The sequence below is a fragment of the Nocardia sp. NPDC056000 genome, assembly GCF_042269265.1.
In the GTDB taxonomy this organism is placed as follows: Bacteria; Actinomycetota; Actinomycetes; order Mycobacteriales; family Mycobacteriaceae; genus Nocardia.
This window is the reverse complement of the sequence record NZ_JBHJXS010000011.1, coordinates 373,565-386,751: the sequence shown is the minus strand read 5'-3', so window position 1 is coordinate 386,751 and position 13,187 is coordinate 373,565. Positions and strand designations below refer to the sequence as shown.

Annotated in this window: 13 protein-coding genes; 3 read left to right on the top strand and 10 right to left on the bottom strand. The window is 65.7% G+C overall.

The genetic code is table 11. The features are described from left to right. Positions 1 to 17: 17 nt before the first annotated feature. The 7 genes from ACFC4D_RS31430 to ACFC4D_RS31400 all read right to left on the bottom strand — a co-directional run bounded on the left by ACFC4D_RS31430 (position 18) and on the right by ACFC4D_RS31400 (position 4,678). On the bottom strand, positions 18 to 590 hold the full coding sequence (locus tag ACFC4D_RS31430; protein WP_375954110.1) for a hypothetical protein: 573 nt from the start codon (positions 588 to 590) through the stop codon (positions 18 to 20). Beyond that, positions 590 to 1,096 (bottom strand): F0F1 ATP synthase subunit B, encoded by a 507-nt coding sequence (locus ACFC4D_RS31425; RefSeq protein WP_364631541.1) that lies wholly within the window; start codon positions 1,094 to 1,096, stop codon positions 590 to 592. Before ACFC4D_RS31425 ends, ACFC4D_RS31430 begins: the two co-directional genes overlap by 1 nt. A 7-nt stretch (positions 1,097 to 1,103) precedes the next feature. Next, the gene (locus ACFC4D_RS31420) at positions 1,104 to 1,361 is read right to left on the bottom strand and encodes a F0F1 ATP synthase subunit C (protein ID WP_364631538.1); all 258 of its coding nucleotides are present in this window, start codon (positions 1,359 to 1,361) and stop codon (positions 1,104 to 1,106) included. Between the two features lie 44 nt (positions 1,362 to 1,405). Next, a complete protein-coding gene (gene atpB / locus ACFC4D_RS31415) occupies positions 1,406 to 2,155 on the bottom strand; it encodes a F0F1 ATP synthase subunit A (protein WP_375955967.1) in 750 nt (249 codons plus the stop codon). A 29-nt stretch (positions 2,156 to 2,184) separates the two neighbouring features. After that, entirely contained in the window at positions 2,185 to 2,613 is a 429-nt protein-coding gene (locus tag ACFC4D_RS31410) for a hypothetical protein (protein ID WP_375954112.1), read from the bottom strand. A 125-nt stretch (positions 2,614 to 2,738) separates the two neighbouring features. After that, positions 2,739 to 4,343, bottom strand: a complete 1,605-nt coding sequence (locus tag ACFC4D_RS31405) for a cation acetate symporter (protein WP_376068624.1) — start codon at positions 4,341 to 4,343, stop codon at positions 2,739 to 2,741. Further along, positions 4,340 to 4,678, bottom strand: a complete 339-nt coding sequence (locus ACFC4D_RS31400) for a DUF485 domain-containing protein (RefSeq protein ID WP_375954116.1) — start codon at positions 4,676 to 4,678, stop codon at positions 4,340 to 4,342. The genes ACFC4D_RS31405 and ACFC4D_RS31400 overlap by 4 nt, the downstream gene beginning before the upstream one ends. Before the next feature lie 213 nt (positions 4,679 to 4,891). Between ACFC4D_RS31400 and ACFC4D_RS31395 the strand changes: the two genes are divergently transcribed. Then, on the top strand, positions 4,892 to 6,409 hold the full coding sequence (locus tag ACFC4D_RS31395) for a methyltransferase (protein ID WP_376068622.1): 1,518 nt from the start codon (positions 4,892 to 4,894) through the stop codon (positions 6,407 to 6,409). Between the two features lie 461 nt (positions 6,410 to 6,870). After that, positions 6,871 to 7,839 (top strand): sigma-70 family RNA polymerase sigma factor, encoded by a 969-nt coding sequence (locus tag ACFC4D_RS31390; protein WP_364631520.1) that lies wholly within the window; start codon positions 6,871 to 6,873, stop codon positions 7,837 to 7,839. Between the two features lie 147 nt (positions 7,840 to 7,986). Here the strand turns inward: ACFC4D_RS31390 and ACFC4D_RS31385 are convergent, their stop codons facing one another. Both ACFC4D_RS31385 and ACFC4D_RS31380 read right to left on the bottom strand, forming a co-directional pair. Next, positions 7,987 to 10,083, bottom strand: coding sequence for a glycogen debranching N-terminal domain-containing protein (locus ACFC4D_RS31385; protein WP_375954120.1), 2,097 nt, complete (start codon positions 10,081 to 10,083; stop codon positions 7,987 to 7,989). Then, on the bottom strand, positions 10,080 to 11,324 hold the full coding sequence (locus ACFC4D_RS31380) for a glycosyltransferase family 4 protein (RefSeq protein WP_375954121.1): 1,245 nt from the start codon (positions 11,322 to 11,324) through the stop codon (positions 10,080 to 10,082). The genes ACFC4D_RS31385 and ACFC4D_RS31380 overlap by 4 nt, the downstream gene beginning before the upstream one ends. A gap of 168 nt (positions 11,325 to 11,492) precedes the next feature. On the opposite strand from ACFC4D_RS31380, the gene ACFC4D_RS31375 reads away from it, so the two are divergent. After that, positions 11,493 to 12,341 (top strand): class I SAM-dependent methyltransferase, encoded by an 849-nt coding sequence (locus ACFC4D_RS31375; protein WP_376068620.1) that lies wholly within the window; start codon positions 11,493 to 11,495, stop codon positions 12,339 to 12,341. A 15-nt stretch (positions 12,342 to 12,356) separates the two neighbouring features. Here the strand turns inward: ACFC4D_RS31375 and ACFC4D_RS31370 are convergent, their stop codons facing one another. Then, positions 12,357 to 13,166, bottom strand: coding sequence for a helix-turn-helix domain-containing protein (locus ACFC4D_RS31370; RefSeq protein ID WP_376068619.1), 810 nt, complete (start codon positions 13,164 to 13,166; stop codon positions 12,357 to 12,359). Positions 13,167 to 13,187 lie beyond the last annotated feature (21 nt).

Here is a 13,187-nt window from a genome sequence, read left to right as displayed (position 1 = left end):
TGTCACACGATTTCTGATCAATTCAACCCGGTCTGCGGCTGCTGCCGTACGGCCGGGGTCGAGTTGGCCAGGGCCTCGAGATCGGCGAGGAAACGCTCCACGCTCTCGGACCTGGCCTGTGGGGTGCCGATCTGCTCGCGCACCTTCTCTTCGGTGAGAGCCAGCATGGCGGCCGAGAGATCGGCCTCCAGATCGCGCATCAACTGCCTGCGGTACTGCAGGATCTGATCGCGGCCCTGTTTGCGGACCCGTTCGACTTCCTCGGCCGCCGCCTCCCGCATTTGCGCGATGATGCGATCGGCATCGGTGCGGGCGTCGGCCCGCATGCGCTCGAGTTCGGCCTTGGCTTCGGCGATGGCGCTGTCGTAGGCGGATTTCGCGTCGGTCAGCCGATCGGCCGCGTCCGCGCTCTCCTCCAGCTGACGCCGGACGGTGTCCTGCGCCTTGGTCATTATCTTCTTCAATGGTGGCAAGATGTATTTCACGAAGATCCATACGATGACGACGAACCCGAACAGCTGGCTGAAGAACACCGGCCAATCGAAGGAGATGTCGTAAATCGCCTCGGCGAGTACGCCGTTCGTGTGCATCAGGGCGTCCCCCTGCCTCTCTGCTGACCGGCGCTGGTCCGGGGTCTATCCTTCACGCCGAGCATGCGATCGGCGAGATTCTGGGCCAGCGGTTCGACGTCCTCGCGGAGTTCGGCGGCGACCTGATCGGCCTCGGCACGCAAATGTGCCGAGGATTCGGCGACGATGTGATCGACCTCGTTCTTGGCGTCGCCACGGAGTTCTTCGAGTATTGCCCGGCCTTCGGCACGCGCCTGGTTCCGGATCTCGGCCGCTTCGGACCGAGCCTGTTCCAGTGCGGTCTGGTATCTGGCCTCGGCCTCGGCGAACAGTTCGGTCGCCGATTTCGCGGTCGCTGCCGTCTCTTCGACCCGAGCCTCCCGTTCCGCCAGCACCTTTCGGATCGGCGGGACCACGAAGAACATGATGACCCCGAGCACGATCAGGAAGATCGCCAGCTCGACGAAGAAGGTGCCGTTGGGAATCAGGAAGTTCCCCGCGGCCTCCACATCTGTTCTCGGAGACATGATTACGCTACTTACCGGGAGTTGCGAATACGAAAAGCGCCATGAACGCCAGGTTGATGAAGTACGCCGCTTCCACCAGACCGACGGTCAGGAAGAAGTTACCGCGCAGGCGGCCTTCCGCCTCGGGCTGCCGGGTAACGCCATTGATCAATGCCGCGCCGGCGAGACCGTCACCGATACCAGCGCCGATCGCACCGCCCGCCAGGATGATGCCGCCGCCGATAAGAGCGCCCTGGATGATACTCGCGGTTGCTGGGTCTGCCATTTTTCACTTCCTTTGTGGAAATCCTCACCGAACAGCGGTGCCGATCAGTGCTTTTCATCCTCCAGCGACATCGACTGGCTGAAGTAGAGGACGGTCAGCAGGGAGAAGATGAATGCCTGGATCGCGCCGACGAAAAGGTCGAACAACTTCCATATCGCATTCGGGCCCCAGCTGATCCAGAACGGGAACAGCGTGATCACCGCGACCATGACGCCACCGGCGAACATATTGCCGAAAAGTCGCAGCGCCAGGGAAAGCGGTTTGGCGATTTCCTCGATCACATTGATGAAAACCATGGGGCCCCAACCGGTGTGGCCCTTGAGCAATTGTTTGGCGTGTGTGCCCGGCCCGCGCCGCGATACACCCGCGGCGTGATACGCCACGAATACGAACAGCGCCAGCGCGTACACGAAGTTGACATCCGAGGCCGGCGGGGCGATCAATTCCCCGGAGCCGTACTGCACCGGCAGCACCGACAACCAATTGGACAGCAGGATGAACGTGAACAGCGTGACCGCCAGCGGCAGCACGAAGGGGGCGACGCGCATGCCGATGGCGGTCTCCACCTGATTGCGCATCTGCACGGTGACGGCCTCGAAGAACAGCTGAACACCGTTGGGGACACCGGAAGTGAGCTTGACGCGCAGATAGAAGGCGAGTCCGAGCACGATGAGCGCGGCCACGGTCGTCGACACGATGGTGTCGACATTGAACTCCAGGCCCCACAGGTGCGCGACGGCGTGATCACCGACGTGGATCTTCGGCTCCGAGCCCTCATCGGCGCTCAGGATCATATTTGCGGTCAGCTGGGCGACGGGATGGCTCATGGCTGCTGTCGGAGCCCTTTCACTTCGGGCAATGCGGTGTGCAGTACCAGAATCAATTGAAAGACGGCCAGCCCGAAGAAGATTCCGACCCCGTAGGGGCGCGTGAAGAACGCGACGAGAATGGACAGGCCGGTGAGTATGAGTAAGCGCGCGGCTGAGGACAATGCGAGCTTCTGCTTGCTCGGAGTTTCCGCATCGGTGATGCGGACAATGGACATCCACGTCACTTGCGCATTGATCCAACCGAGAGCCAGTCCGGCGCTTATGAATACGCCGAGCAACAATCGATCGAACACTCCGGTCGCCGCAAGGACCAGTACGCCGAGTGCGACGACAATAATCGTCGCACGGCGCATTCGGAGCCTGTTGACGTCCACCTGGAACACCGCCTCGCCATCATCCCACCTCGCAGTGGGGCTGTGCATGACCGAAGCATACACAGCCCAACCACGTTGCGTAGCAGTATTTTTGATCTTCGAATTTTTCGATCTTGCAATGCCGGAACGGTTTTCAGCGACACCGTAGCGACAATTTCTTTAATCTCTTATTACTATTTCTTTTCCGCGCCTATGCCGGACAGGGATCGCACCTGCATCTCGGCATACTTCGCATTATTGCGTTCCGAGGAAAGCACCGTTCCCAGCCAGCCGAAAGCGAACGAAACCGGGATGGACACCAGCCCCGGGTTCGCGAGCGGAAACCAGTGGAAGTCCATGGTTTTGATCATGGACGTGGGCGTCCCGGAAACCGCCGGGGAGAACACGATGAGCACGATGGTGACCGCCAGCCCACCGTAGATGCTGCTCAGCGCCCCGGCGGTATTGAAACGCCGCCAGAACAGCGAGTAGAGCAGCGTCGGCAGATTCGCCGAAGCCGCCACCGCGAACGCCAGGGCAACCAGGAAGGCAACATTCTGGTTCTTCGCCAGAATGCCGCCCACGATCGCCAGCGCGCCGATCACCACCGCGGTGACGCGCGCGACCGTCACCTCATTGTCCTTGGCATCGGGACTGCCGCGCTTGATGACATTGGCGTACACATCGTGCGCGAACGAGGCCGAGGCGGTGATGGTGAGCCCGGCGACCACCGCCAGGATCGTCGCGAAGGCCACGGCCGCAACGAATCCCAGCAGCACCGGACCACCGAGTTCGAGCGCGAGCAGCGGTGCGGCGGCATTCTCCTTACCCGGCGCCTTGGCGATCTTCTCCGGTCCGACCAGTGCGCCCGCACCGTAGCCGAGCACCAGGGTGAACAGGTAGAAGACGCCGATCAGCCCGATGGCCCAGACCACCGACCGCCGCGCGTCCTTAGCCGTCGGCACCGTATAGAAGCGCATCAGCACATGCGGCAGACCCGCCGTGCCGAGCACCAGAGCCAGTGCGAGAGACAGGAAGTCGAGTTTGGACGTCCCGTTCTTGCCGTACTTCACCCCCGGCTCGAGCAGCTTCTCCCCCACCTTGCCACCGTGATCGACCGCGTCCTGTAGCAGGCTGGACAGGTTCATCCCGTACCTGGCGAGCACCCAGACGGTCATGGCACCGGCGGCGGCGATCAGCAACGCCGCCTTGACGATCTGCACCCAGGTGGTGCCCTTCATACCGCCAACCAGCACGTACACGATCATGATCGCGCCGACCACCGCGATCACGAGATTCTGTCCGGCACCGCCGGATACGCCGAGCAGCAGCGATACCAGCACGCCCGCGCCCGCCATCTGCGCAAGCAGATAGAACAGACTCACCGCGAGCGTGGAGGTGGCCGCCGCCGCCCGCACCGGACGCTGTCGCATCCGGAAGGCCAGCACATCGCCGAGCGTGAATTTGCCTGTGTTGCGCAGTAATTCGGCGACCAGCAGCAGCGCTACCAGCCAGGCCACCAGGAATCCGATGGAATAGAGGAAGCCGTCGTAGCCGGACAGCGCGATGGCCCCCGCGATACCGAGGAAGCTGGCGGCGGACAGATAGTCGCCGGAGATGGCGATGCCGTTCTGCGGTCCGGAGAACGCCCGCCCGGCCGCGTAATAGTCTGTGGCCGTTCGGGTATCGCGGCTGGCCCAGAACACTATGCCCAGCGTGATGACCACGAAGATCGCGAAGATGGTGATGTTCAGCCCCGGCCGACTGCCCTCGACGGCCGTCGCCATATATACGGTCATGCGCGCGGACCTTCCACTTCATCCCTGATCGCATCGGCGATCGGATCCAGCCTGCGATCGGCATAGCGCACGTACACGCCGGTGATGACGAAGGTCGAGAGGAATTGCAGCAGGCCGAGAATCAGCCCGAGGTTGATATTCCCGGCGACCTTGGTGGCCATGAAATCGTGCGCGTAGTCCGCGAGCAGTACGTACAGCGCGTACCAGGCCAGGAACAGTGCGGTCATGGGGAAGACGAAGAGCCGGAAGCGCCGGCGTAGTCGCTGGAATTCGGGGCTGTCGTAGATCTGCTGCCAGTCCGGCTCGGGTCCGCCGGTCTCGATATCGGATGTCATCCGCGATACCTCCCTTGTGAACTAGGTCACAGTAGCAACGAATATCGGTCCGAGCGGTCGAAATAACCGCAGGTGAGATCGTTCAATGATGTTGAAGTGAGCGGGAATTCACGCGCCGCGGCACCGGCGCACATTCGGCGAACCGATCGAACCGACGCGCGAATCGGGACCGCCCGGAGATGCCCGAAGATTGCGGTGGCAGAGTTCGCACTCATGCCGACGAATCAGACGACCGCCTCGTCCCTGCTCGCCGACCTGGCCCCCGACTTGCGCACCGCGCTGACCCGGGTCCGCTACGACTCCGACTCTCTCCTGGAAGTCCTGGGCGACGAGGCGCACGCCGCGCTGTGGCGCTCCGAACCGGTGCCGGTACGCCGCGCCGCCCGCACGGCCGGAGAGCTCGGCACGCTGGTGCGCCTGCTGCTGCTCGGCGACGCCATACCCGAGCGCGAGGTGGCGGCCGCGCTGGCCCCGGTCGATATCGACCGCGCGGTCGCGGCCGGACTGCTCGAACGCGATGGCGGCGATATCCGTCCCGCACTGGATCTGCGCCCGCTCGATCTCGGCGACGGCACCCGCTGGGTGCTGTCCGACCTCGACGACTCCATGCGCCGCCGGACCCTGGACACCGATCACGTGCTGGGCGTCGGCCAGGCATCCCTGTCCCTGCTGCGCGCCACCCCGACCCGTCCGGTCGGCACCGTGCTCGATCTCGGCACCGGCTGCGGCGTACAGGCCATTCACGCCGCGTCCTACGGCAAGCAGGTCACCGGCACCGATCTCAACAAGCGCGCGCTCTGGCTGGCCGAGGCCACCGCCGCGCTCAACGGCCTGGATATCGAACTGCGACAGGGCTCCTGGTACGAGCCGGTCGCGGGCCGCCGCTTCGATCAGGTGGTCGCCAATCCCCCGTTCGTGGTCGGCCCGGCGCGCGTCGAGCACACATATAGGGATAGCGGCCTCGCCATGGACGGTGCGAGCGAACTCGTCATCTCCGGAATGCCCGCCATGTTGAACCCCGGCGGCACGGCCGCGCTGCTGGCCTCCTGGGTGCACGTGGAGGGTGAGGACTGGCGCGCGCGGGTGTCGAGCTGGCTGCCCGATCAGGGCGTGGACGCGTGGATCGTGCAGCGCGATATCGCCGATCCCGCGCTGTACGTCGGAACCTGGTTGCGCGACGCCGGACTGGATCCGCGCGAACCGCAGGCGCAGGAACAGGCCGAGCGCTGGTTGCAGGCGTTCACCGACGCCAAGGTCGACGGCATCGGCTTCGGCGTGGTCTATCTGCGCGATATAGAAGGCCCCACCGAAATCCTGGCCGAGGACCTCACCCATCCCTTCGAGGATCCGCTGGGCAATGAGGCGAGCCGCTACTTCGAGCGCTCGGCGTGGCTGCGCGCGGTGGCCACCGATCCGGACCTGGTGCTGGCGAGCCGTTTCGAAGTCGATTCCAAGAGCGCGCTGGAACGCGTCTACCTCCCCGGGGCCGAAGGCTGGGAGCAGCAGGTGGCCCGCCTGCACCGCGGCGACGGTCCGCTCTGGCAGCACGAGGTGGATGACACCACCGCCGCACTGCTGGCCGGTATGCGCCCGGACGGGCTGCCGCTGAGTGAATTGGTGGAACTGCTGGCCTTCAGTGAGACCGGCGGCGCGGCCACCCCCGAATTCGAGTCCGCGGTACTGGGCGTGGTGGTCGGTTTGGTCCGGCACGGCCTGATCCATCCACGCTGACGCACCTGTCCATCCGCGCTGACACCTCAGCCCCGTGCCCGACTTCCGGCCGCCGACGCACTCCGCTCGGCGGCCGGTTCGTTTCCGCGCCGTGACCAGGCGTTTATCTGATCTCCGTGAGCTATCTCACGTTTGGATCTCATCCGGCGGGTACCTCTGGAATGCCTCCGACCTGCGGATCGTTACACAGAGACTCGAACGACCAGCGGCAGGGCAAGGCCCGTACACACGTATTCGATTGCCGCGCTCCGAAGTTCGGGTTCCGGCGGCGGCAACCACCCGGATAACGATGGCCGCCGATCGGGTTCCGAAGTTCCGCACTGTACGCCCTTCTCAGGAACTTCTCAGCCGTCGATAGCGGAAACCGCAGCTCAGATACGGTTTATAAGCGCCATCGCTGGGAACTTTCCTGATGTCGGGTCCGTTGAACGGAGCGAGACACCACCGACAGGAGGCAAGTCATGACAAGCCCCGCCACCACTGACGTGCGCATCAGCGAACAGGACCTCGACGCCCAGAGCCCCGCAGCCGACCTGGTACGCGTGTACCTGAATGGCATTGGCAAGACCGCGCTGCTCACGGCCGCCGACGAGGTCGAGCTGGCGAAGCGCATCGAGGCGGGCCTCTACGCTCAGCACCTGCTGGAGACGGGTAAGCGATTGTCCGCGGCCAAGAAGAAGGATCTCGCGATCCTGGTTCGCGAAGGACAGTCCGCCCGCCAGCACCTGCTCGAAGCCAACCTGCGCCTCGTGGTTTCTCTGGCCAAGCGATACACCGGCCGCGGTATGCCGCTGCTGGACCTGATCCAGGAGGGCAACCTGGGTCTGATTCGCGCCATGGAGAAATTCGACTACACCAAGGGCTTCAAGTTCTCGACGTATGCCACCTGGTGGATTCGTCAGGCGATCACCCGCGGTATGGCCGACCAGAGTCGCACCATCCGGCTGCCCGTGCATCTGGTGGAGCAGGTCAACAAGCTCGCCAGGATCAAGCGCGAACTGCATCAGCAGCTCGGGCGCGAGGCCACCGATGCCGAACTGGCCCGCGAATCGGGTATCCCGCAGGAGAAGATCGCCGATCTGCTGGACCACAGCCGCGATCCGGTATCGCTGGATATGCCGGTCGGCAATGACGAAGAGGCCCCGCTCGGCGATTTCATCGAGGATTCCGAGGCCACCTCGGCCGAGTCCGCGGTGATCGCGGGTCTGCTGCATCGCGACGTCCGAGTGGTGCTCGCCACCCTCGACGAGCGGGAACAGCAGGTCATCCGGCTGCGCTACGGTCTGGACGACGGCCAGCCGCGCACCCTCGATCAGATCGGCAAGCTCTTCGGGCTGTCCCGCGAGCGCGTCCGCCAGATCGAACGCGAGGTCATGTCCAAGCTCCGCAAGGGTGAGCGCGCCGACAGACTGCGCGCCTACGCGAGCTGATATCAAGCGGCCGAACGGTTTTCCGTTCGGCCGCTGCTCCATCTTCGGGCCGTCATACGAGGCGCCGGTCCGAGATACGCCAGCCGGTTCCCGTATTCCGTTGTCCCCCTCCGGAAAACGCGAGTCGGCTGGCGCTTCGCTGTCCACTCAGCCCTGATTGAGCCGCCAGTCCTCGGGCAGGCCCTCCACGGTGATGGTGTCGCCGTGCGCCTCGATGGTCACCACGGCGGTACCCAGGCGCAGATCCGAGAGGCGAATGCGGCCCGCCCGCGCCGGAAGCCTGGGCGCGACATTGAGCGTTCGGTTCGGCACATCCGGGGCCAGACCCAGGAATGAGCGCATCAGCAGCAGCGGTGCGGCACTGGACCACGCCTGCGGTGAGCAGGAGGTCGGGTACGGGACCGGGGAATGGAATTCGGGGCGGGGGAAGCCGCAGAAGAGTTCAGGTGGGCGGGCGTCGAATTCGGCGATCGCCTCCAGCAGACCCACGGACAGGCGCTCGGCCAGTTCGAACGCCCCCGGAATGTGGCGGTAGCGGAGCAGTCCGGCGACCACGATCGCGGTGTCATGCGGCCACACCGAGCCGGTGTGATAGCCCATCGGGTTGTAGCGGCGGGCGGTGGAAGACAGTGTGCGCAAGCCGAATCCGCTGTCCAGGTCGGCGCCGCCGAGGCTTGCGATGAGCGCCTCGGCGCGCTCGTCCTCGACGATGCCGGTCCACAGGCAGTGGCCCGCATTGCTGGTGGCGGTGTCGACCTGTTGTTTCGCACCGTCCAGGGCGAGGGCGTAGCGGTTTTCCGAGGGCATCCAGAAGGCTTGGTCGAAGCGCTGTTTCAAGTCCTGAGCCTGAGCGCGCAGGCGCTGGGCGAGGGCGGGATCGCCGAAGGCTTCGGCCAGATCGGCCCGGCCCAGGCGGGCGGCGTAGACGTAGCCCTGTACCTCGCACAGGGCGAGTGGCGGATCGGCGAGGCGGCCGTCGGCGAAGCTGATCGCGTCCCAGCTGTCCTTCCAGCCCTGATTGGCCAGTCCGCGATCGGTTTTGCGGCGGTATTCGACGAATCCGTCACCGTCGCTGTCGCCGTACTCGTCGATCCAGGCCAGCGCGGCGTCGGCGGCGGGCAGCAGTTCGGCGATGGCGGAGCGGTCCACGCCCCATTGCAGACATTCGGCCAGCAGCATGACGAAAAGCGGTGTGGCGTCGGCGGTTCCGTAATAGACGCTGCCGCCGAGCACGGCATCGCCGCCCGGGCCGTGCCGCATTTCGTGCATGATGCGGCCGGGTTCTTCCTCGGTGAGCGGATTGTGCTGTGTGCCTTGGAGTTTCGCCAGCTGCCGGAGTGTTCCCAGGGCCAGTGCCGAATCCAGCACCAGCGCCATCCACGAGGTGAGCAGGCTGTCGCGGCCGAACAGGGCCATGAACCACGGTGCGCCCGCGGCCACGTACGCGGTGCCGTTGTTCGGATCGTCCATGCGCAGTGCGCCGAGGTCGCTCTCGGTGCGCTGCAGGATGGCGTTCAGGCCCGCACCGCTGGCGGTGAGGCTGGTGGCGGTGGCGCGCCACTGCCGAATCTTGTTGGACGGGTTGTCATTCGAATCGTCGTCCAGGTTCACCGCGACCGGATGATGTCCGACGATCGGCTGGCACAGCACCACGGTCTGCCAGGTGGAGCGCCGCGGGACGACGATATGCCAGCTCAGCGAACCCGGTTGTGCGACAGGGTCTTCGGTGGCGGTGATGACCAGGCCACGCCCGGAATTGGCGCGGTCGGTCAGTCGCAGCATGCCCTGGTCGGCGGCGAGTTCACAACCGCCGCTGTGCACTCGGCCGTCCTTGACCGCGAACAGATCCGCGAAATCGGAGTCCGCGGCGAGCGTGACGGTCATGGCGGTGTCCTCGTCGCCGAGGTTGTGTACCGTGATGGTCTCGCGCATGCCCTCGCCGATCATGCGGCGGCGCAGCACCAGCACCGTGGCGTCGGCGACACCGTGATTGGGCGGTTTGCGGGTCACGAAGCGGGCTCGGAACGCCTCGGCCATCATGACCGCGAGGTGTTCCGGCGGATGGCTGTCCAGCCGCAGTTCCCAGCGCGAGAGCAGCCGGGCGTCCCGGTAGAACAACCCCTGGGCGGTACCCGGATGGATATCGCCCAATTGGTCGGAGAGACAGAAGGATCCGGCCTCCACCAGGGTGACGATCCCGCGACCGTCTACCGGTGATGGAGGCCCGGCATTGAAAATGCTCATCGGCGGCTCACTGCGGCGGTATCGGGCACGGTCATGGCGACGGCATCGGGCACCGCGCCGGCGACGGCGTCCGGCACCGCCCGGGCGGCGGTTTCGGCGGCGACCTTCGCGGTGTGAATCACGCTGCGGTAGTCCGCGACTCGCGAGGGAGTGCGATCCATGCCGTCGTCCATGGCACCGTGGTAGGCCGCTTCGTAACCGCGCACGAAATGATCGGCGGCGAAGAGCCGCTCCACCCGCTCGCGGCAGGCGTACGGATCGATCTCCCCGGCCCGGTCGATGGCTGCGGGCAATTCCGCGGGATCCTCACAGATGAAGCCCGTGACCCCGTGTTCGATGACCTCCGCGACCGCACCGCCGCGCAGGGCGATCACCGGGGTGCCGCAGACCATCGCCTCGATCATCACCAAACCGAACGGCTCCTCCCACTGGATCGGAAACAGCAGACAGCGCGCGCCCGCCAGCAGTTCCCGCTTGGCGATGGCGTCGGCCTCGCCGAAAACCTGATCGGACGCGGTGAGCAGCGGCTTGATCGCCTGTTCGAAGTACGCCTTCTCGGGCGGTTCATTGCATTTACCCGCCAGAATCAGCCGCAAACCCGCGGCATGCGCGGCCGCGAGGGCGAGATCGGGCGCTTTCGACGGCGAATACCGGCCCAGGAACAGCCCGTAATCCATTTTCTCGGCCCGGAACGGCCATTCCTCCGGTCGAATCGCATTGTGCACGCGGGCAATCCAGGGCAATCCCGGAGCCAATTCGCGCTGCCGATCACTGATTGCGATCAGGTGGGCGCTGCGGTCGAAGGATTCGTAGTACTCGCGCATATCCGCATCGACCGGACCGTGCACCGTCACCACCGTCGGGATGCCGAGCAGCCGATAGGCGGCAGCGTTGAGCGGACCCGCGAAGGTGTGGTCATGCACGATGTCCACCGGGTCCTCGGCATGGAGTTCCTCGATGATCCGGCACACCTTCATAGCATTCACGACTTCGGGAAATGTTTCACCGAGGCGCGCGGTGAGCACCTCGTCCCAGACCCGGATGAACCGCGCCTTGGTCCCGGCGCGACCCGCGCCGAGCAGCGTCACCCGGTGTCCTCGATCGACCAGCGAATCGGCGAGCGTCGCCACCATGGCCTCGACACCGCCGTATCCGGCGGGCGGAATATCGAAGTAGGGTGGCGCGACCAGCACTATATGCAGGGGCTGTGCGGAGTATTCGGCCGAGAGTTCGAAAGTCATTCCAATCTCCTCGTCGTTGAGGTCTGAATGAATATCGAAAGCCAATCGACGTATCTATTACCTCGGCAATCCAATCGCAAACATCCCCCGCTGGCGGCGGCCGCCGGTGTCCTCTAGAACTGACTGGGGACGCCCGCAGACCGCCGGGCGGGCGAAGGAGTCGGGCAGATGGCATCCGCCGAACCACTGGTGAACCACGTATCCGATACCGCGCGCTGGGTGGCTGCCCGCCGGGCCGCCGAATCGGCCCGGCCCGACGCGCTGTTCCGTGATCCGCTGGCCGACCGGCTCGCGGGTGAGCGCGGCCGTGAGATCGCCGCGGCGGCCGGGCGCAAACTCGATGACGACTGGTACTTCGTGACCCGCACCAGGTTGATCGACGACCAGATCGCCACCGCTGTCGCCGAGGGCTGCGATGCCGTGCTGAATCTCGGTGCGGGCCTGGACACCCGCCCCTACCGCATGGACCTGCCCGCCGAATTGCGCTGGATCGAAGCCGATCTGCCGGGCCTGATCGCGGAGAAGAACACCCTGCTGGCCGCCGAGACCCCCGCGTGCCGATTGAGCCGCACCGCAATCGATCTCACCGATTCGGACGCGCTGGCGGCCTTCCTGGATTCCGCCCTCGCGGATATCGGGCGGGCCCTCATCGTGACCGAGGGGCTGCTCATGTATCTGCCCGAACCCGATGTCATAGCCCTGTCCAAGTCCTTCACCCGTCCCGACATCGCGGGCTGGTGCCTCGAACTCAGCACCCCCGGGGTGGCCAAGCTGATGGCCGATCGCAAGGTCGGGCTGCTCGAACAGTCCCCCATGCGATTCCTCCCCGCGGACGGCATCGCCTTCTTCGAAACCCATGGCTGGACAGTCGAATACCTCGAACCGATAGCGGCCGGCGCCAACCGATTCGGCCGCCTCACCACCCCGCTGCACCGCGCCGCGCTCGAGGGTCCGCAGCCCGATCCCCGCGCGCCCGGCGACTGGCCGTACACGGCGGTCACCCGGCTGGGCCACTGATCGGCGCGGCGGCCCTCACAGACGCGTGGTCCGCTGGCACGCGGTGGGGGCGGGCAGATCGCCCCTGACGAACTTGCCGGGTGTGACTCCCATCAGGGCGCGGAAGTCCGATGTCAGGTGGGATTGGTCGAAATACCCTGTGGTGGTGGCGATATCGGACCAGGGGGTGTTTCCAGCCGCCGCCAGAACCTGGCGGATCCGGGTGATGCGGGCGTAATGCTTGGGCGAGACGCCGACACCGGCGGTGAAGAGGTTGCGCAGTTGGCGTTCGCTCACCGCGAGGGTGGTCGCCACTTCGGGCATCGGGGTGGAGCGGTGGATGGCGGCGACCGCGGAGTCGAGCAGGCGGCGATGTTCGCGGCGGGTGGAGCTCTCCGAAAGTGCGCGCGGGAGTGCGGATTCCAGAAAGGTGAGCACCTCATCGAGGTCGATCTCGGTGAGCGCTCCCGCGAGATCGGCCGCGGGGCCGGGCATATCGGCCAGCCGCAGGACACGGTCGGTGAGATCGGCTGCGGGAGCGCCCAATAGCGGCTGGGCGACGCCGGGAGCCAATCGGAGCCGGAGGCAGCCCAGGGGTTCTTTCGCACCGGCGTAGGTGGCGCGGGTGCGCGGACCGATCACCAGGGCGTCGCGACGACCGGAGGGCTCCGCGCGCAGCACGATCGTGGTCGCGGCGTGCGGGAGATGGGTGAAGCGCGGGGGCAGATCGGTGCGGGGGTCGATGCGGCCGATCTCGGTGATCCAGGGGCGCAATGCCTCCGAGGGCGGCAGGGCGTCCTCGAAGCCGTCGGCGGTCACCACGGCCGGGTTCACTAGGGCGGTCACCCGATCCACTGTAGGCCGTGC

What these genes read in the sequence shown, in the direction of transcription:
- ACFC4D_RS31430 (WP_375954110.1), bottom strand. Translation starts at nt 590, where the DNA reads ATGCACACGAACGGCGTACTCGCCGAGGCGATTTACGACATCTCCTTC.
- ACFC4D_RS31390 (WP_364631520.1), top strand. Translation starts at nt 6,871, where the DNA reads ATGACAAGCCCCGCCACCACTGACGTGCGCATCAGCGAACAGGACCTC.
- ACFC4D_RS31420 (WP_364631538.1), bottom strand. Translation starts at nt 1,361, where the DNA reads ATGGCAGACCCAGCAACCGCGAGTATCATCCAGGGCGCTCTTATCGGC.
- atpB (WP_375955967.1), bottom strand. Translation starts at nt 2,155, where the DNA reads ATGATCCTGAGCGCCGATGAGGGCTCGGAGCCGAAGATCCACGTCGGT.
- ACFC4D_RS31380 (WP_375954121.1), bottom strand. Translation starts at nt 11,324, where the DNA reads ATGACTTTCGAACTCTCGGCCGAATACTCCGCACAGCCCCTGCATATA.
- ACFC4D_RS31375 (WP_376068620.1), top strand. Translation starts at nt 11,493, where the DNA reads ATGGCATCCGCCGAACCACTGGTGAACCACGTATCCGATACCGCGCGC.
- ACFC4D_RS31410 (WP_375954112.1), bottom strand. Translation starts at nt 2,613, where the DNA reads ATGCACAGCCCCACTGCGAGGTGGGATGATGGCGAGGCGGTGTTCCAG.
- ACFC4D_RS31425 (WP_364631541.1), bottom strand. Translation starts at nt 1,096, where the DNA reads ATGTCTCCGAGAACAGATGTGGAGGCCGCGGGGAACTTCCTGATTCCC.
- ACFC4D_RS31395 (WP_376068622.1), top strand. Translation starts at nt 4,892, where the DNA reads ATGCCGACGAATCAGACGACCGCCTCGTCCCTGCTCGCCGACCTGGCC.
- ACFC4D_RS31385 (WP_375954120.1), bottom strand. Translation starts at nt 10,083, where the DNA reads ATGAGCATTTTCAATGCCGGGCCTCCATCACCGGTAGACGGTCGCGGG.
- ACFC4D_RS31405 (WP_376068624.1), bottom strand. Translation starts at nt 4,343, where the DNA reads ATGACCGTATATATGGCGACGGCCGTCGAGGGCAGTCGGCCGGGGCTG.
- ACFC4D_RS31400 (WP_375954116.1), bottom strand. Translation starts at nt 4,678, where the DNA reads ATGACATCCGATATCGAGACCGGCGGACCCGAGCCGGACTGGCAGCAG.